Source organism: Agrobacterium sp. GW821-FHT02D03 (assembly GCF_059421725.1).
Genome location: NZ_JBWKVN010000001.1, coordinates 2,154,626 through 2,172,726 on the forward strand (window position 1 = coordinate 2,154,626; position 18,101 = coordinate 2,172,726).

15 protein-coding genes are annotated in these 18,101 nt (G+C 58.6%); 5 read left to right on the plus strand and 10 right to left on the minus strand.

What is annotated here, in order from left to right; all coding sequences use genetic code 11:
* Positions 1-95: 95 nt before the first annotated feature.
* Positions 96-1,106 (plus strand): glycosyltransferase family 2 protein, encoded by a 1,011-nt coding sequence (locus AC07U5_RS10275; RefSeq protein ID WP_062425699.1) that lies wholly within the window; start codon positions 96-98, stop codon positions 1,104-1,106.
* Positions 1,107-1,110: 4 nt separating this feature from the next.
* Entirely contained in the window at positions 1,111-2,604 is a 1,494-nt protein-coding gene (locus AC07U5_RS10280) for an ArnT family glycosyltransferase (protein ID WP_494722929.1), read from the plus strand.
* On the opposite strand, the gene AC07U5_RS10285 is transcribed toward AC07U5_RS10280, so the two are convergent.
* The 3 genes from AC07U5_RS10285 to AC07U5_RS10295 all read right to left on the minus strand — a co-directional run bounded on the left by AC07U5_RS10285 (position 2,601) and on the right by AC07U5_RS10295 (position 5,531).
* Positions 2,601-3,071: an OsmC family protein gene (locus tag AC07U5_RS10285; protein ID WP_333630983.1), complete on the minus strand. Its 471-nt coding sequence runs from the start codon at positions 3,069-3,071 to the stop codon at positions 2,601-2,603. The genes AC07U5_RS10280 and AC07U5_RS10285 overlap by 4 nt on opposite strands.
* Before the next feature lie 2 nt (positions 3,072-3,073).
* Positions 3,074-4,444 carry an aspartate aminotransferase family protein gene (locus tag AC07U5_RS10290; RefSeq protein ID WP_494722930.1) on the minus strand — a complete coding sequence of 457 codons (1,371 nt, stop codon included), beginning with the start codon at positions 4,442-4,444 and terminating at the stop codon, positions 3,074-3,076.
* Positions 4,445-4,619: 175 nt separating this feature from the next.
* Positions 4,620-5,531, minus strand: a complete 912-nt coding sequence (locus AC07U5_RS10295; protein WP_111847756.1) for a diacylglycerol/lipid kinase family protein — start codon at positions 5,529-5,531, stop codon at positions 4,620-4,622.
* Positions 5,532-5,785: 254 nt separating this feature from the next.
* On the opposite strand from AC07U5_RS10295, the gene AC07U5_RS10300 reads away from it, so the two are divergent.
* Entirely contained in the window at positions 5,786-7,033 is a 1,248-nt protein-coding gene (locus AC07U5_RS10300) for an MFS transporter (RefSeq protein ID WP_494722931.1), read from the plus strand.
* A 116-nt stretch (positions 7,034-7,149) separates the two neighbouring features.
* On the opposite strand, the gene AC07U5_RS10305 is transcribed toward AC07U5_RS10300, so the two are convergent.
* Positions 7,150-10,155, minus strand: a complete 3,006-nt coding sequence (locus tag AC07U5_RS10305; RefSeq protein WP_494722932.1) for an autotransporter outer membrane beta-barrel domain-containing protein — start codon at positions 10,153-10,155, stop codon at positions 7,150-7,152.
* Positions 10,156-10,658: 503 nt separating this feature from the next.
* On the opposite strand from AC07U5_RS10305, the gene mgtE reads away from it, so the two are divergent.
* Positions 10,659-12,032, plus strand: coding sequence for a magnesium transporter (mgtE, locus tag AC07U5_RS10310; protein ID WP_062425706.1), 1,374 nt, complete (start codon positions 10,659-10,661; stop codon positions 12,030-12,032).
* Between the two features lie 123 nt (positions 12,033-12,155).
* The gene (locus AC07U5_RS10315; protein ID WP_494722933.1) at positions 12,156-12,608 is read left to right on the plus strand and encodes a GNAT family N-acetyltransferase; all 453 of its coding nucleotides are present in this window, start codon (positions 12,156-12,158) and stop codon (positions 12,606-12,608) included.
* 171 nt (positions 12,609-12,779) lie between these two features.
* Here the strand turns inward: AC07U5_RS10315 and AC07U5_RS10320 are convergent, their stop codons facing one another.
* The 6 genes from AC07U5_RS10320 to AC07U5_RS10345 form a co-directional block, all read right to left on the minus strand.
* On the minus strand, positions 12,780-13,688 hold the full coding sequence (locus AC07U5_RS10320; RefSeq protein ID WP_443265348.1) for a homocysteine S-methyltransferase family protein: 909 nt from the start codon (positions 13,686-13,688) through the stop codon (positions 12,780-12,782).
* A 44-nt stretch (positions 13,689-13,732) separates the two neighbouring features.
* Positions 13,733-14,422 carry an ABC transporter permease gene (locus tag AC07U5_RS10325; RefSeq protein WP_062425709.1) on the minus strand — a complete coding sequence of 230 codons (690 nt, stop codon included), beginning with the start codon at positions 14,420-14,422 and terminating at the stop codon, positions 13,733-13,735.
* A 6-nt stretch (positions 14,423-14,428) separates the two neighbouring features.
* Entirely contained in the window at positions 14,429-15,151 is a 723-nt protein-coding gene (locus AC07U5_RS10330) for an ABC transporter permease (protein WP_112952297.1), read from the minus strand.
* A gap of 18 nt (positions 15,152-15,169) precedes the next feature.
* Positions 15,170-15,943 carry a transporter substrate-binding domain-containing protein gene (locus AC07U5_RS10335; protein ID WP_443265345.1) on the minus strand — a complete coding sequence of 258 codons (774 nt, stop codon included), beginning with the start codon at positions 15,941-15,943 and terminating at the stop codon, positions 15,170-15,172.
* A gap of 20 nt (positions 15,944-15,963) precedes the next feature.
* Complete coding sequence (locus tag AC07U5_RS10340; RefSeq protein ID WP_443265343.1) at positions 15,964-16,743, minus strand: ABC transporter ATP-binding protein; 780 nt, start codon at positions 16,741-16,743, stop codon at positions 15,964-15,966.
* 184 nt (positions 16,744-16,927) lie between these two features.
* On the minus strand, positions 16,928-17,764 hold the full coding sequence (locus AC07U5_RS10345; RefSeq protein ID WP_113225292.1) for an undecaprenyl-diphosphate phosphatase: 837 nt from the start codon (positions 17,762-17,764) through the stop codon (positions 16,928-16,930).
* Between the last annotated feature and the right edge of the window lie 337 nt (positions 17,765-18,101).

The following is an 18,101-nucleotide window of genomic DNA, read 5'->3' on the forward strand; positions in this document are numbered from 1 at the left end:
AATTGTCTTTCAAATGACGGCCTAACTGGACAACTGGCGTGGTGACGCATATCCCGAAATTGAGCGTCTTAATAAAGTCTTACCGGGGAAGCCTCGTGCCCACACCGACAGCCCTTCGAAGCGAAATCCCGACGAGCACTGCGCCGGAATTATCGCTTGTCGTGCCAATTTTCAATGAGCAAGAAAGCGTCTGCCCTCTGATAGAGCGCGTTCTTGACGCGATGACAAGCTATCCTGGCACGTGGGAACTGATCCTCGTGGATGACGGCAGCACGGATGCGACGATCGTCAATGCCAAATCCTATCTTGGTCGCGATGGGCTCGATCTCAAGATCGTTGCCCTTCAGCGCAATTTCGGCCAGACGGCCGCGATGCAAGCGGGCATCGACACCGCAAAAGGGCGACTGATCGCCACCCTTGATGGCGATCTGCAAAACGACCCAAAAGACATTCCGATGCTGGTGGCCGAACTCGAACGGCGTGAGCTCGATCTTCTCGTTGGCTGGCGCAAGAACCGCCAGGATGGGCTGGTGCTCCGCAAAATCCCGTCCTGGATTGCCAACCGGCTCATCGGCCGCATCACCGGCGTGCGTCTGCATGATTACGGCTGCAGCCTGAAAATCTATCGCACCTCGGTCATCAAGCAGGTCAAGCTGATGGGCGAGATGCATCGCTTCATCCCCGCCTGGGTGGCGGGCGTCGTGCCGAGCAGCCGGATCGGCGAAATGGCGGTCACCCACCATGCGCGCCAGTTCGGCACATCGAAATACGGGATCTCCCGGACCTTCCGCGTCATCCTCGATCTATTGTCGGTCATGTTCTTCATGCGCTACAGGGCGCGGCCAGGACATTTCTTCGGTTCTCTCGGCCTTGGCCTCGGCGCGCTTGCTGTCGTCATCATGGCCTATCTCTTCATCGAAAAGTTCATCCTTGGCAATGACATCGGCACACGCCCGCTTCTGATGGTGTGCGTGGTCCTGTCGCTCTCGTCCCTGCAATTCATCACCACGGGGATCCTGGCGGAAATGATCGCCCGCCTCTATTACCGCGACGACCGCACGCCGAATTACATTGTCAGCAAGACCTTCACCTCAGACGAGACCTGACACGATGCGCAAGGTTTTCTCCCGCAATCTCGATTTAACGTTGATCCTGATTGCAGGATATTTCCTCCTTGCTTTTATCGTCCGCATTGTCCGTTCCTCGGCGCTGGAAATTGACGAAACCCAACAGGCTCTTCTGTCCCAGCATCTGCTGCTCGGATACGGCTCTCAACCCTTCCTCTACACCTGGCTGCAGCACGGCGTAAACGTGCTCGTCGGCCCGTCGATCGCGTCGCTCAGCCTGTTGAAGAATGGGCTGCTTTTCCTCTGTTGCTTGTTCTTCTGGCTGACAGCCAGGCTTTTGCTGCGCGATAGGACACTCGCCAATATAGCAACGCTCGGCGTGCTGACGATGCCCACTGTCTTCGTCATGGCGCAGAGGGATTTGACCCATACGGTTCTGGCACTGTTTTCCGTCGCCCTGTTTTCTTACGCGCTTTTCATGACGCTGAAGGCTCCGAATGTTGGCGGGTATCTCCTGACAGGGCTTGCCATCGGCATCGGCGCGATTGCCAAATATAACTTCGTCTTCGTTCCACTTGCAGCCGTCGTTGCCATCGCAATGGACAAGGAACTGCGTCAGCGGCTCTTTGAATGGCGCATGCTGCTGACGATCGGCGCAGCCGTTGCGCTTGTGCTACCGCACTGTCTTTGGGTGGTGAATCATTTCGATATCGCCACCACACAGACAACACGCGAAATGCGCGACATCAGCGATAGCACCACGCTTTATGCTGTCGATGGATCGCTTGATCTCCTTCTCGCCTTCCTGAAGGGCGTCGCTCTGCCCTCAGCAATCTGTGCCGCTCTCTATTTCGGCGACATCAAAGCAATTTTCCGAGCGAGCGATCAGTCCACACGCCTTGTCGGTCGCATCATTCTTTTTTCGATGATCTTTGTGCTGTTGATGGTCCTGGCCATGGGGATCACGCATATGCGGCAAAAATGGCTTGCCGTTTATGTGCTGCTGTGGCCGCTATACCTCTGTCTCAAAGTACAGGCCGCGGGTCTGTCCGGTGAGCGAAAGCTCAAGCCGATGCTGACGTCCACCTTCACGCTGGCCATTGGTTTCCTCGGCGTTCTCCTCGCACGCGGGCTGATCTCTCCCCATTTCGAGCGATACTCGCTAGTCCACATTCCCTATGACGGATTTGCCGAAACGCTTCGCCATGAGGGTCCGTTCAAGCCTGACTATGTCATTGCTTTCGGTGGGCTTGCGGGTGGAAACCTGAAAATCCAGTTTCCCGATGCTATGGTTGTAACAACAGATACCGATATCGAGACGATCCCCGCGCTCTGGCCGGCTGGCGCGGTTATCCTATTAGTCGATACGAAGGACGACGGGGAGTCGCCTGAGGATTTCAAGGACGCACTCGCTTCGCTTGCTGAGCGCGTTTCACTTCCGGCACCAACAGACATCCGTCATGTCAACGTGCCCTATGGCGCTTCTGGCCGTAGTCACACGTTCTACTATTCCCTCGAGACTGCCCAATCCAATTAACGCGATTTGATCGTCGGCTCGACCCGGATTGGGAAGTTGACCGAGTTGGCGATAAAGCATTTTTCATGCGCATCGGCGTGGAGTTCTCGTGCGGTCTGTGGATCTCCCTTGGCGAGGGTGATCACAGGCTTTAGGACCACTTCGGTAAAATGACCTGCGCCGTCCCGCTTCAAAACCATGGTGCCCTCGGGCTCATCCACATAGTCGCTGACCACCACGCCTGAGACAGCGCAGAAATGCAGATACCAGAGCTTGTGACATGCGGAGATGGAGGCAAGCAGCAGTTCCTCCGGATTCCAGCGTGCCGGGTCGCCGCGAAAGGCCGGATCGGAAGAGCCGGCAATATCCGGCTTTCCATCTGCCGAGATGACATGATCGCGATCATATTCCCTGTAGCCGGATGTGCCCGTCCCGCGGTTTCCCGACCATGTGACCTTGAGGGTATAGCGGTGCTCGTGATCGGCCATCGTCAAACTTCCGTGGTGTCGCGCAGGTGGTTCAACCCCTTGCGCAGTGTTTCAATAATCTGATCGACCTCGCCGCGGCTGATGGTCAAGGCGGGAGACGCCAGCATGCGATCGCCGGTGGCGCGCATCACGAGCCCATTGTCCAGGCAGTGGTTGCGGACCATGGCGCCAATATCGTCCGGCTTGTCGAAACGCTTGCGCGTCGCCTTGTCGGCCGTCAGTTGCAAGCCGCCCATCAGGCCGACATTGGCTGCCTCGCCCACCACCTCGTGGTCCAGCAGGCTCTGCCAGCCTTGCGTGAAATACGGGCCGATATCATCGCGCACCCGCTCGACCAGTCCTTCCGCCTCGATGATACGAAGATTTTCGAGAGCCGCCGCAGCGCAGACCGGATGGCCTGAATAAGTAAAACCATGGTTGAAATCGCCGACTTCCGTCAGCATCACCTCGGCCACGCGGTCCGATACCAGCACACCGCCAATCGGCAGATAACCGGATGACAGGCCCTTGGCGATCGGTGCGAGATCGGGCTCGTAACCGAAGTGCTGGTAGCCGAACCAGGAGCCCAATCGCCCAAAGCCGCAGATCACCTCATCGGAGACCAGCAGAATATTGCGCGCCTTGCAGATGCGGGCAATCTCCGGCCAATAGGTTTCTGGCGGGACGATGACGCCACCTGCTCCCTGTATGGGTTCGGCGACGAAGGCAGCGACATTCTCCTCGCCCAGTTCATCGATCTTGGCGTCCAGCTCACGTGCCACCTTGAGGCCGAACTCCGCTGGTGAGAGATCGCCGCCTTCCGCATACCAGTAGGGCTGGCCGATATGGCTAACGCCTTCGATCGGCAGATTGCCCTGCTCGTGCATCCAGGTCATGCCGCCAAGCGAAGCACCGGCAACCGTAGAGCCGTGATAGCCGTTGCGCCGTGCAATCACCTTCGTCTTCGTCGGGTGACCGAGTGCCTTCCAATAGACCCGCGCCATGCGAAACCACGTGTCTGTAGCCTCGGAACCGGAATTGGTGAAGAATACGTGGTCCATAGCCGGCCCGGCATGGGAGGCGATCTTCTGCGCCAGGAGAGCCGCGGGCGGTGTGGTGGTACCGAAAAAGGCGTTGTAGTAGGGCAGTTCGTTCATCTGCCGTGCCACGGCATTGGAAATCTCGCGGCGACCATAGCCGATATTGACGCACCAGAGACCGGCAAAGGCATCAAGATATTTCTTGCCGGTGCTGTCATAGATGAAGACGCCTTCGGCACGCTCGATGATGCGCGTGCCTGTCGCATTCAACTTCCCCATGTCTGAAAAGGGATGAAGATGATGTGCAGCGTCGATGGCAGCGAGGTTGGAGACTGGTCTCGATAAATCGTTCACGCCCTGTGTGCTCCCTGATCTGATAACAGGAAGCATGGCCGCTGGTTGTTGATTTTGCAAGCGACGGCTACGGCATCGGGCCGAAAATGGGTATCCCCTTTCGGGTAAGCGCGATACGTATATTCAAAGAGTTACAGCGCGCTTTTGCGTGCTAAAGGACGGTCTAGAGCCCGGATCAGACGTTGGCAAAGTCCTTGGCGACGATGACCTTCAGTTCACCGGCGTGAATTTTGAGCTCGACATCGCGCTTCATCGGCAAGAGTTCGCCGTCGATGACGCAGCGCACGTCATGCCGCCTCTTGGGAAAATGCAGCTCGGCACGTTCGACCGCCATGGCCGTGACCGCCGCGTTTTCCTTCAGCCTGCCGCGCATGATATCGATCGCAAGACGCGCGACGCCAGAGGGGCTCAAGGCATCAGCGACATAGAACCCGAGGCGGCCACGGGTAATGTCATCCGCTACCAGCAGAGGGTTGGGGCCGAATTCATTATTGGAGGCCGAGATGGCGCAAACCTTCCGGTGCTGGGTTTCACCGGCAACAGTGAATTCCACGTCGAAGGCCGGCGGATTTAATACGACGCTCACGGCTGCGCGGATATTGGCCCGGATTTTTCCAAGCCTTGAGGCATATTGCATGCGGTCGCGGTAGCGCACCATGCGCGCGTGCAGTCCCGCGGAGAACTGATGGACGAAGGGATGGCCATTGGCGCTTGCGATATCGACGTTCTGCACATGGCCTTGGGCCAGGGTATCCACCGCTTGCCATATATCGAGCGGTAATTTCAGTGATCTCGCAAAAAGGTTCATGGTCCCCGCCGGCACCACACCGAGGGCAATGCCGTGTTTCCAGGCGATACCTGCCGCAGCAGATATGGTGCCATCGCCGCCACCGGCAATCAGGCCGTCGAGCCCTGCATCATCAGCAGTCCGCTCCATCTCCTGAACGATGTCCTTGCCGGAAACCAGACGGCATTCGATCTGGTGACCCGCCTCTGAAAATACCTTCCGCGCATGGTCGCAATAAGCGTCCAGATCGGTGGTCTTGAACGTTCCGCCATCGCGGTTGAAGATCGCAACCAGCCTCATCTATCCATCCAGTTCTTGTGCACGAAGCGCGACCTAAATCGCCGAGCGTCAAAAGGGTTCCATCGGCAGTCGGTCAATCCGGAATTCGTAGAATCAAACACTACCGCGACGCACAAAAACATGATAGAAGCAACATAAGGTCATTTTGGTGACCAGCATCTCCAGTCAGGGCAGATCGGCAATGTCGATCTTGCCCTTTTTTCTTCGTGAACGTCTCTTTGTATGGGCAGCGTTCCGTCGCAGCCAGGAAACCCATGAGCCAAAGCAGTCCACGCGAAAACCGTTCCGAAGCGGCAGACGATGCTGTTGCGCTGTCGGCGCAGACCAGTCTCTCACCCCTTTCCATCGCGCTCATCGAACTGGCGCTTGCCGCCGGCGGCTTTGGCATCGGTACGGGTGAATTTGCGATCATGGGCCTCTTGCCGGAGGTGGCAACGACCTACGGGGTCAGCGTCCCCGTCGCCGGCCACGTCATTACGGCCTATGCGCTCGGCGTCGTCATCGGCGCGCCGATCATCGCGGTTCTTGCCGCGCGCCTGACACGCCGCGTGCTTCTGCTTTCGCTGATGGGCCTCTTTGCTGCCGGCAATATCCTAAGCGCCCTTGCGCCGGACTTCTGGACATTCACTGCTCTGCGCTTCGTCTCCGGATTGCCGCACGGCGCCTATTTTGGCGTTGCTGCGCTTGTGGCCGCATCGATGGCGCCGATTCACAAGCGTGCTCGTGCCGTCGGTCGGGTCATGCTGGGGCTCACCATCGCCACGCTTCTCGGCACGCCGCTTGCGACCTTCTTCGGTCAGCTGTTTTCCTGGCGGGCAGCCTTCTTGATGGTGGGCGGCATTGCGCTGTTGACGGTAGCGCTTCTCTTCCTGTTCCAGCCCCGCGACAAGGTGCAGGACGGTGCCAGTGTGTGGCGCGAACTCGGCGCCTTCCGCCGTGTCCAGGTGTGGTTGTCGCTGGCCATCGCCGCCGTCGGTTTCGGCGGCATGTTCGCCGTGTTCAGCTACATTGCCAAGACCACCACGGATGTCGCCATGATGCCGGTTTCCGCTGTGCCCATCGTGCTGGCACTCTTCGGCATCGGCATGAATGTCGGCAATGTCGTCGGCTCGCGTCTTGCAGACCTCTCCTTGAACGGCACGATCGGCGGCATGCTGGCCTTCAACGTCGTCCTGATGACAATCTTCGGGCTGACGGCGCATAATCCCTATATGCTGTGCCTCTGCGTCTTCCTGATCGGCTGCGGTTTTGCCGCCTGCCCCGCCGTCCAGACCCGATTGATGGATGTGGCAGCCGATGCGCAGACGCTTGCCGCCGCCTCCAACCACTCGGCCTTCAACATCGCCAACGCCCTGGGTGCCTGGCTCGGCGGCTTGGTCATCGCGCTTGGATATGGCTACGCGTCTACCGGCTATGTCGGCGCTATTCTGTCCTTTGCCGGACTGCTGGTTTTCATCGTTGCTGTTGCTCTGGAGCGGCAGGAAAAACTCCGCAGCGTCTGAAGCGTGTCGCGACCCTTCAGATTCGCTCCTTACGCTTTCGCTCTGTGTTTTGTCGGATGTCGTGATTGCAGAACCGGGGACCACTTTTGCGCGAGATGCTGTGGGAATCGAATTTGCTAGAAATTGACCGTGAGGTTGGCAAGGGCAGCGTTCGAGCTGTATCCTTTGGCAAAGTCGCCGCTGTAGCTCAACATCAAACGCGCCGATTTTGACAGATGGACGGTAACACCGGCCTTTACCACCATCGTATCCTCCGGCACACCGATCCCTTCCAGCATGAAGGGACTGCCACCATCGAAGCGCGCCACCGCGAAGGATGCCGCCTGGCCGAAATTGTGGCGCCAGCCGACCATGCCTGACAGGAGAACCGGCACCTCGCCCATCTCCAGATCGGTTGAGAAGCGCAGACCCAAGGTGGAGGTGGTCGTATCGAAAGACCTGTCCTCGATGGCGAGTGCTGCCGCTCCTCCGTCCTCGCGGATCTCTCCTCCGTCGATTGCCGTGTAAGCAAGACCCGCGAAGGGCTGCAAAAGAAGTTTATCTGCCTCGAAGGTCCAGCCCACGTCAGCAAATAGCTGCGACGTAGTGCGGGAGTAATAGGCCCTCAGCACATCGGAAAACGTACCGAAGGCGACGTTCCTGCGTGTCGCGATCTCGTTTCGCGTATAGATGGCGCCGCCGGTAAAACTGAACGGCTCCATCTCGACATGGGTGTAGAGTCCAAGGTGGTAGGACTGGGCCTCTGCTCCGGCGGCGGCGTCAAGCGTGCTGTAGCCCAGGACACCGCCGAGGCGCCAATCGTCTGAAATCGGAGCGTCGCCGCCGATCACCATTCCGGCTCTGTTGATATCGAGAGCGCCCGCTGTGTCATTGCCCGCGAAAGCCTCTCTTGAGGCAAGGCCTGTCGCCCATATGCTGGCGTCCGCAACGTCGCCTTCGCTCGTAAGGCGGTTGGTCTTGTCAAGGATCGCTTCGCGCAGCAACAGGTTGTCCGAGATGAGAGCGGATTTGAGCGAGGCGTGGATCTCGCCGTTGAGTTGGGCAAAGGCATTCTGCGCAGTCTGGATATCCAGGGGCAGGATCGCCTGAAACAGTGTGTTCGAAATCCCCGCCTCTTCAATGGCGCCGGCTGCCGCGCGGTCGTTGGAGGTGCGCGCAACATCCGCAAAGCGAACCGCGTTGCGGTCAAGATGCAGATCAACAGATGTTAACCCGTAGGTGAGCGTCGGCGACAGAAAGGCAAAGTCGCTGGTCACTTGATCGAAAGCGCCGACGACCAGGCCAGCCGTAAGGATCTGATAGTTTGTCGAAAGGCCATAAGTGCCGCTTGCTGCACGCAATTCGACCACACCGCCCTGCAGACGCGCCGTGCCGGAGACATTGAGACGATCGGAGCGACCGGTGGAATCGATATCGACATCATAGATGGCCCCCGCCTGAAAGGTTGCATCGCCGCTGACAGTCATCGTCGCGATGCCGGGTCCCGGCGCGAGCACCCCGCCAGCGCGAACCAGCAGACCGCCCGACACACCGGTACCGCTCAACAGACCGCCATCGAAGATGTCCACGGTGCCGGAAATCGTGCCGTCGTTTGTGATTTCGCCTCCTGTGATGGCGGCCTGACCGGCGATGGTCCCTGTGTTGGTGAAGCGCCCGGCGGCGTTGGTGAGAGATGCGACCGTGCCGTCATTCGTCGCCGCTCCTGCATTCACGACGGCATCCACTGTCGCACCGAGGTTGTTGATGAAGCTGCCACCTGCTCGGTTCTGAACATTCCCGAGCCTGTCGTTATTGACCACGGTACCGCCACTGATCGTCGTCGCCCCAGTCACCGTTCCACCCGTATTGTTGGTGAAGAGCCCGGCCTGATTGTCGAGTGAGGCGACCGTCCCGGCGTTGGTGGTCGCGCCCCGGTTGGAAACGGCCCCGGCGGAGGCTCCGGTATTGTTGACGAAGGCGGCGGCGGCCGCAACATCGACATCCGTGACGACGAAATTGTTGGTAACCGTGCCTCCCGCAACCGTGGTCGTGCCGGTGATCCTGCCGCCTGCATTGTTGGTGGTCGTCCCAGCGTCGTTCCGTAGCGAGGAGATCGTTCCGGCATTGGTGACGGAACCGGAATTGCGAACATTACCAGCCGTCGCGCCGGCATTGTTGGCAAAGGCCGCCGCCGCTGCAACATCGACATCCGTCACCACGAAGTTGTTGGTGACCGTCCCGCCAGCAATCGTCGTCTGGCCGTTGATCCTGCCGTCCACATTGTTGGTAAAGCTTCCGCCATCATTTTGAAGCGAGGCCACAGTGCCGGCGTTGGCGACAGTGCCTGAGTTGCGGACATTGCCAGCCGTTGCGCCAACATTGTTGGTAAAGGCCGCGGCGGCTGCGACATCCACATCCGTCACCACGAAATTGTTGGTAACGCTGCCGCCCGATACCGTCGTCTTGCCAAGGACTTCGCCGCCGGCATTGTTGGTGAAATTGCCGTCGGTGTTTTGCAGCGTTCCGACACGACCCGCATTCGATGCCGTACCGGCGTTGTTCAGGGTAGAGAGTGTCGCGCCGCCATTGTTGGTGAAGGTGCCGCCTGAGGCGACGGAAGCGCCTGTCATCGTGCCGTTGTTGGAAAGCGAGGTTCCGTTTCCGACGACGGCATCCCGGAGCGTACCATTCACAGTCACGCTGCCATTTTGTAGCGAGAGCTTGCCGTCCAGAGTACCATCGACAGCAAGGCTGCCGCCGACAAGGTCGACGTCCGATGTCAAAAGGCCACCAGAGTTAATGGTGACGCTGCCCGACGTCATCGTGGTACCGCTGGTAACGGATAGTGCGCCGGTGTTGGTGACGGTGACGTTGCCACCGCCAACGTTCAGCCGATCGATTGTCTCACCTGTCGATACTTGCGGCGAGCCGGTGCTGACCGTGGCGCTATCGCTTGCGGCGGGCGCGCCCGGCGTCCAGTTCGCGTCATTCTCGAAGGCATTGTCCGCCGTGCCCGTCCATACCGATTGTGCAGCCGCATAGGTTGCCATAAGGGCGACGGGCGCAGTTGCGGCAAGCAAGGCTAAAAATCTGGGTGCTACGAAGAGCTGGTGGCGAACCATAAGCATACCGACAGTCGTCACGTCGCATCATGCCGACGTTGTCGCCCACCCTATCGAGGTTATGGTTAATCAACGATTAAACCCGATCGGAGAGAGGCACATATCCCCTATCAAAACCATGTATATTAGCCGCTTCTCAGGGTGATGCAGGCGGGGCGAAACAGGAAAAGCTTTCGATCGCCAAGCAGATTCTACATTTGGGAAAGGCATGGCCGGACGTCGTCCGGTCGCAACGCAGGCTCCTGATTTCAGAGGGAAATCCGCTCTGCTTGCCGGAGAGATCAACCTTGCCAAAATTTCATCTTTGGACCGCTTGACTATGACGCGGTTCAGGCGCACCACACACATCACGTGCAGGGGTTCGACAACCTTCTGGCACGGATATCCACGGAGCATCGTTTGATGTCTAGCGACAGTAGTAGTCGATTGCCTTTGCCGAGACCGGCGAGACGTGCTCTGATCTGACTCCTGTCGGCTCACCACGGCCCGCCGAGATCGGCGGATCGACTCGAAGGTGAGCAATCATGAACTTTCACACCCTCTCCCAGAGAGCCAGCAAGGCCGCACGTCTTTTTCGCAGCGGTGATGCAGGTCTTTCCACCATTGCAGAACGTGTCGAGCAACTGAACGCACTCGACGTCAACGACGCCGTCGACGCCCTGCTGAAAATGCCGCAGCCCAAAGCCGTTGCCATTCTGGACCGTCCGGAACTGCACCACGCTGCCGATATCATTGCCGCCATTCCACTGGAACAGGCCACCCGCTTCGTCAACCTTATGTCGGACGACCGCGTGGCGGACGTGATGGCCGAGATGGATGAGGCGCACCGCACCAAGCTCTTCTCGCGTCTGGACCGGGCAACGGCTGCTGCCATTCAGCATCTGATGACCTATCCGCCACGCACGGCCGGCTCCATCATGACGACGGAGTTCGTCAGCGTACCGGACAGCTGGACGGTGGAACAGACCCTTTCGCACATTCGCGTCGTCGAGCGTTCGCGTGAAACGGTCTATGCCATCTATGTGCTGGCCGAAGACGGCACCTTGAGCAAGGTGGTGACGCTGCGCCGCCTCGTGACCGCCGATCCCCAGGCATCGATCCTGTCCGCCGCATCGCGCGAAAGCGTCGTCTATGCCGATCCTCAGATGTCGCAGGAGGATGTCGCCCGCCTCATCCGCAAGCACGATCTTCTCGCCATCCCGGTGGTGGATGAGCATGCCCGCATTCTCGGCATCGTCACCGTCGATGACGTGATCGACACTATGATTGCCGACACGACGGAAGATGCCCACAAGTTCGGCGGCATGGAAGCGCTCGGCAAGCCTTACATGGCCATGGGCTTCATGGACATGATCCGCAAACGTGCCGGCTGGCTATCTGCCCTCTTCCTGGGTGAAATGCTGACGGCAAGCGCCATGCAGCATTTCGAAGGGGAACTGGAAAAGGCCGTTGTGCTGACGCTCTTCATTCCGCTGATCATGTCGTCTGGCGGTAACTCGGGCTCTCAGGCTACGTCGCTCATCATCCGTGCTCTGGCGCTCGGGGAGCTGAAGCTTTCCGACTGGTGGCGCGTGCTCCTCCGCGAGCTCCCAAGCGGTCTCGCTCTCGGCGCGATCCTCGGCGCCATCGGCTTCCTGCGGCTCACCATCTGGCAGCAGGCAGGCTTTTATGACTACGGCGAACACTGGCTGCTGGTTGGCTTCACCGTCTTTGCAGCGTTGATCGGTATCGTCACCTTCGGCTCGGTCTGTGGCTCGATGCTGCCCTTCATTCTCCAGCGCCTGCGTCTGGACCCGGCAAGCGCATCGGCCCCGTTCGTCGCGACGCTGGTGGATGTGAGTGGTCTCGTCATCTATTTCTCGGTGGCGCTGGTCATCCTCAGCGGCACGTTGCTCTAAACTTGACACCAGTCCGGCCGCCTCCGGCGGCTGGACTCCACCATCGCGCGACATCATTGCGCAGGCTTTTCAATTGCTTGTAGACTTGCCCTCGTTTTCTGATTCAGGATGATGAGGCTTCACATGCAGATATCCAACCTTCGCCACCAGCCATCCTTCGCCGGTACGATCGCACATCGCGGCTGGAATGCCTGGTGGACGGAAAGCGGCGTACCGCTTGAAGATTATCGAGCCCATCTCGATCCGATGCTGGGAACGGATGCCATCCCATTCGCGCTCGTAGCGCATGACGGTGAGACCTATGTCGGCTCTGTACTCGTCATCGACAACGATCTTGACGCGCGACCAGACTATGCGCCCTGGATTGCCGCGCTCTGGGTCGATCCCGATTATCGAAAGCGGGGTGTTGCCGCTGCTTTGATGATAGAGGCCCGCCAGCATATTGCGAGGCTTGGCCATGGCACATGCTATCTCTGTGCCACAGCCGAAAAGCGACCTTACTATCTGAAGCAGGGGTTCACCCTGCTGGAAGAGAACGTTACCGGTGTCGATGTATTTTCAATCGAGACGCGGTAGGTGTAACGAGGCTGTAGATCAAAGAAGATAGAGCTTCTTCTGTGCGTCCGATAGGACGCATGGCGGTCTAAAGCGCGTCGCGATCTTCCAGATTCGCTCCATACGCTTTAAGTCCTTGTTTTGTCGCATGTCGTTATCGCAAAACCGGTGACCACTTTTGCGCGACATGCTTTAAAGAGCGCGTAACGCTCCGGCGACCTTGTGGATGTGGGCAGCACCGATGCCGCAGCATCCGCCAATCATCGTCGCACCGGCGTCAGCCCATGTGCAGGCAAATCGGGAATAGATATCGTCGGTCAGATCGGCGCGGGTGCTGTGGAGCCCCTCGTTGGCGGCGGTCTCTCCCTGTTCTCCTTCAAAGGCATTGGCATAGACGCCAATCTCGAGCGAGGCGTCCTTTTCCTTGAAGGTGGTGGCGGCGGTCTCGACGGCAGCCTTCATCACCTCGGGCTTGCTGCAGTTGAACAGCAGAGCGGCAGCGCCTGAACCGGCGGCCCATTCGGCAGCAGCACGCACGGTCTCACCGGAGCGCAGCTTCGGCTCGGCGCCGTTTACCTGCGCGGTGTCGTCATCCAAGGTAAAGGAAATCCAGAACGGCTTGCCGCTCTTTGCCACCGCCTGGCGCACTGCTTCGCCTTCGGCGATCAGGCTCAGCGTTTCACCAAGCCAGACGTCGACGAAGGGATCGAGATTTTCGACGAGAACGCCAAGATAATCCTGAACACGGGACGCGTCGAAATTCTGCGGCTCATAAGAGCCGAAAATCGGCGGCAGCGATCCGGCCACCGTGACCTCGCGGCCGGACGCATCTGCTGCTTCACGCGCCAGGCGTCCGGAAAGTGCGATGAGCGACGCGCCGTCTTTGCTGAACCGCTCTTCGCCGATATGGAAGGGCACCAGCGCGTAAGAGTTGGTGGTGACGACATCGGCACCGGCCTTGATGAATTCGGCGTGAACCTGACGGACAATCTCCGGCGCGTTGATCAGCGCAAGGGCGGACCATTCCGGCTGCTTCAATTCCGCGCCCAACCGCTGCAATTCGCGGCTCATGCCGCCGTCGAGAATGCGAATATCGCCCATGAAGAAACTCCTTGAATTGGCGAAGCTGAACGAGCGTCTCCCGTTTAGCGTCGTACTGGCACCTGCGCTTCGATGATGCCGAAGCAGCGGGCAATGATGGCTGTGAGAATGAGATAGAAGACGGTGACGACCAGAAGCGGCTCGTAGACCAGAAGCGTGTCCTGACGGACCTTGTAAGCGACGGCATAGAGATCCATGACCGTGACGGTGAAGGCCAGCGGCGTGGCTTTCAGCTGCATGACCACCTCACCTGCGATGGTGGGAAGCGCATTGCGAATGGCGCGCGGCAACCAGATGCGGCGGGCAAGCTTGAACGGGCTCATGCCGAAGGCTCGCGCGGCCTCCAACTCACCCTTCGGGACGCCGAGCAGCGCGCCACGCAGCACTTCCGCCTCATAGGCCGCGTAGTTCAACGTGAAGCTGACCGCAGCGAAGAAAAAGCCTTCCCTGAGGATTGGCCAGAGAAAACTCTGCCGCAGACCGGGGATCATCGGCAGAAACGAACCGACGCCGTAATAGAGAAGCCAAAGCTGGATCAGCAGCGGCGTACCGCGAAAGAAAGTGCAATAGCCCCGCGCCAAAAGCCGCGTCACTCTGCCGCCACTGACCTGAGCAAAGGCAAGGCCGATTGCCAGAATGAAGCCGAGACTGACGGAGATGACGAGCAAGGCAACGGTCTGCCATGCTCCAGTGAGGAGAAGCGGCCAGTATTTTTCAATCCAGGAAAACGTCATCGCCCCTCACGCAAGTGCCGGCTGGCCGCGGCGCACGCGCCGTTCGAGCAACCGGAACAGAAAGTTGGAGACAAGGGTGATCGCCAGATAGATCAGCGCGGCGGCCATGAAGAACAGGAAATAATGCTTGGTGCTGGCGCCAGCGAGACGCGTGGCAAGCGCCAGTTCCTGATAGCCAACGACCGCCACCAGGGCGCTATCCTTGGTGACGGACAGCCAGAGATTCGAGAGCCCCGGCAGCGCATTCGGCAGGAGAGCGGGAAGGACGACGCGGCGAAAGCGCAAGAATGGCGACATGCCGAAGGCCTTGGCGGCCTCGATCTGGCCATTTGGGATCGCAAGGATCGCGCCACGCAGTACTTCCGTCATATAGGCGCCCTGCACGAAACCAAGCACGGCGACTGCGGCAACGAAGCCGTTGACTTCGAGCGGCGGCAGGCCCGCCATCTGTAACAGACGGTTGAGGCCGTCCGTTCCGGCATAATAGAGGCCGACGATCAGGATGAGTTCAGGAACCGAGCGGATCAGCGTCGTGTAAAGATTAAGGACGACGCCGAGGGCCCGATTGTCGGAAAGCTTGCCGAGGGCACCGGCCATGCCAATGACGATACCAATCAGATAGGCACCGGCAGAAATGGCAAGCGTTGCGGCAGCACCGGACAGCAGCGTGCCGCCCCATCCCGGAGGATAGGGAGACAAAAGCTCCAGGATGCTGTCAGGCGTTGCCATCTGCGATAAGAGCCCGGCTTACTTCGCGCCGTAGATATCGAAGGTGAAGTATTTCTTGGTGATCTCGTCATACTTGCCGTTGGCGCGAACGGCAGCGATCGCAGCATTCAACTTCTGCTTCAGTTCCTGATCGTCCTTGCGCACGCCACCAGAAACACCAAGGCCCATGATCTCAGGGTCGTCGGCAACATTGCCGGCATCGGCGCAGCAATCTTTGCCGGTGTCGGTCTTCAGGAAATCGTCGAGCACCAGCGAGTCGCCGAAGACATAATCGATGCGGCCGGCGGCCAGATCCTGAAAGGCTTCGTCAAGCGTCTGGTAGGTCTTCTCGTCGGCCACATCCTTGAAGTACTTGGCGTAGTAGTTCGACTGGATGGTAGCAACCTGGATACCGATCGTCTTGCCCTTCACGTCTTCCGGTGTCGCACCCGGCTTACCGTCTTTCGCGCCGATCAGCTTGCTTGGCGTGTTGTAATATTTGTTGGTGAAGTCGATGACCTTCTGGCGTTCTGCCGTATTGGACATGGACGACCAGATCACGTCGAATTTCTTACTCTCAAGTGCCGGAATCAGGCCATCCCAGGAGAGTGCGACGATGGAGCATTTCTCCTTCATTTCCGCGCAAACGGCATCCATGAGATCAATTTCCCAGCCGTGCCATTTGCCGCTGGCATCCTGTGCGAAAAAGGGCGGGTAGCTTTCATTCATCACACCGAAGCGAACTTCGGCGCTGGCGGTGAAGGCCGACAATGCGAAAGCCGTACCGGCGAGCAGAGATGCAACAAATTTCATATCGAACTCCTGTGAGATTATCAGTTGGCGAGCGCGCCGGTAAATTCTCGGGTCCGCGCGCTCACGGGATTGTTGAAGACCTGCAGTGGAGACCCCTCCTCCTCCACCCGGCCCTGATGCAGAAACATGACGTGGCTCGAGACGTCGCGGGCAAAGCGCATTTCGTGGGTCACGAGGAGCATGGTGCGGCCCTCTTCGGCCAGATCGCGGATCACCTTCAGCACCTCGCCGACCAGCTCCGGGTCGAGCGCCGATGTCGGCTCGTCGAACAACATCACGGCAGGTTCGACGCAAAGCGCGCGAGCAATGGCGGCACGCTGCTGCTGTCCACCCGACAGGAACGCCGGATAGGCATCCTTCTTCTCATAGAGGCCGACTTTGTGCAGCAATGCCTCTGCCTTTTCGACCGCTTCCGCGCGCTTGACGCCCATGACATGCACGGGCGCTTCGATGACATTTTCCAGAACCGTAAGGTGAGCCCAGAGATTGAAACTCTGAAAGACCATGCCGAGGCCGGTGCGCAGGCGTTCCACCTGACGCCAGCTTTGCGGGACGGACTTGCCATCGCGCCTGCGTGTCACCGCCACCTCTTCGCCATTGACAGTGACGCGGCCGCTGTCTGGCGTTTCCAGGAAGTTGATGCATCTGAGAAAGGTGCTCTTTCCGGAACCGGAAGAACCGATGATGGAGATGACGTCGCCCTTCCTTGCCGTCAGCGAAATGCCCTTCAGAACCTCGTGATTGCCGAAGCTCTTGTGGATGTCCTCCACAGCAAGGGCGCAAGGAACGTCGGCGGTCATTCATTCTTCCTGACAGGATCGAGGGGTCACAACAGCCGGAGCGGAGGTGATGTTGCAGCGGAAATAACCGCTCTGTCACATTATCGAAAGGAAAATCATTCTACGCGGGACGAAAGACATAAAAATAATCCGGCACGGAGGACCGTGCCGGATAAAACCGCTCGCCGATCTCACGCTAGACGCGTCAGATCGGATTGATGACACCGGTAAAGAGCAGGCCCAGCAACGCGAGGCCAATGACGATTCGATACCAGACGAAGGGCATGTAGCTCTTCGTCGAAACCAGCTTGAGGAAGACGACGATGACGGCATATCCGACGACAAAGGATATCAGCGTCGCCAAGGCCGTCTGGCCCCAACCGACCGGGTTTTGCTGCCCGATGCTCTTGAAGAGCTGGTAGAAGCCCGAGCCGAAAACGGCTGGAACCGCCAGGAGGAAGGAGTAACGGGCAGCGGCTTCGCGGGTGTAGCCAAGCAGCAAGCCTGCGGTGATCGTTCCGCCGGATCGCGACACGCCGGGGATCAGCGCCATCGCCTGGGCGAAACCGAAGATGATGGCATCACGCCAGATCAGCTTCTTGATCGGATACTTCTTTTTGCCGATGCGATCGGCAAAGCCCAGAATGATACCGAAGACGATGAGCATGACGGCGGTGATGTAGAGATTGCGCAGCGAATGTTCGATGGCGTCCTTGAAAAGGAGCCCGAGCAGCACGATCGGTACCGAACCGACGATGATCATCCAGCCGAGGCGGACGTCCGCTGGATCATATTGTCCGCCGAGCCGCAAATGATGACGAAGCCAGGCAAGGGCGATCCGCATGATGTCGGACCAGAAATAGACCAGGACGGCCAATTCCGTGCCGATCTGAATAATTGCAGTGAAGGCGGCGCCGGGATCTTCCCCTGTCCCTAAAAACTCGCCGGCGATTCTCAAATGTGCGCTGGAGGAAATTGGCAAAAATTCCGTAAGCCCTTGAATAAAGCCGAGGATCGCGGCTTCTATCCAACCAATACCCATGCTGGTCCGTCCCTGAACTGACAATCACTGCGCGCGAAATTATGAACCAATCCGGGCAGTTCGATGTTGCGGTGCAAAAAAATGTGAATGATGAAGAGCCGGCGAATGCCGCGGCAAAATCCTTCCTCCTAAATTGTGCGGAAATCAAGGGTGCATCCGCAAATGGAACGGGCATAAGATTAAGCAGAAAATTCAGCTTAGCGGTTAATCTGCAATTCCTAAAGTAAGACCTTAATAATATTGACACCTTTGCTATAAGCATCTTCAAAGTAGTGCGGATTAATCAAGCATTTTATGCATTAGACATTTAAAGGTAGGATGCCTATATCTTCCAGAT

Excerpts from the sequence above, each read along its gene's own strand:
- AC07U5_RS10295 (WP_111847756.1), bottom strand. The coding sequence starts at position 5,531 with ATGAGGCTGGTTGCGATCTTCAACCGCGATGGCGGAACGTTCAAGACC.
- AC07U5_RS10300 (WP_494722931.1), top strand. The coding sequence starts at position 5,786 with ATGAGCCAAAGCAGTCCACGCGAAAACCGTTCCGAAGCGGCAGACGAT.
- AC07U5_RS10285 (WP_333630983.1), bottom strand. The coding sequence starts at position 3,071 with ATGGCCGATCACGAGCACCGCTATACCCTCAAGGTCACATGGTCGGGA.
- AC07U5_RS10335 (WP_443265345.1), bottom strand. The coding sequence starts at position 15,943 with ATGAAATTTGTTGCATCTCTGCTCGCCGGTACGGCTTTCGCATTGTCG.
- AC07U5_RS10320 (WP_443265348.1), bottom strand. The coding sequence starts at position 13,688 with ATGGGCGATATTCGCATTCTCGACGGCGGCATGAGCCGCGAATTGCAG.
- AC07U5_RS10345 (WP_113225292.1), bottom strand. The coding sequence starts at position 17,764 with ATGGGTATTGGTTGGATAGAAGCCGCGATCCTCGGCTTTATTCAAGGG.
- mgtE (WP_062425706.1), top strand. The coding sequence starts at position 10,659 with ATGAACTTTCACACCCTCTCCCAGAGAGCCAGCAAGGCCGCACGTCTT.
- AC07U5_RS10315 (WP_494722933.1), top strand. The coding sequence starts at position 12,156 with ATGCAGATATCCAACCTTCGCCACCAGCCATCCTTCGCCGGTACGATC.
- AC07U5_RS10340 (WP_443265343.1), bottom strand. The coding sequence starts at position 16,743 with ATGACCGCCGACGTTCCTTGCGCCCTTGCTGTGGAGGACATCCACAAG.
- AC07U5_RS10325 (WP_062425709.1), bottom strand. The coding sequence starts at position 14,422 with ATGACGTTTTCCTGGATTGAAAAATACTGGCCGCTTCTCCTCACTGGA.
- AC07U5_RS10280 (WP_494722929.1), top strand. The coding sequence starts at position 1,111 with ATGCGCAAGGTTTTCTCCCGCAATCTCGATTTAACGTTGATCCTGATT.
- AC07U5_RS10330 (WP_112952297.1), bottom strand. The coding sequence starts at position 15,151 with ATGGCAACGCCTGACAGCATCCTGGAGCTTTTGTCTCCCTATCCTCCG.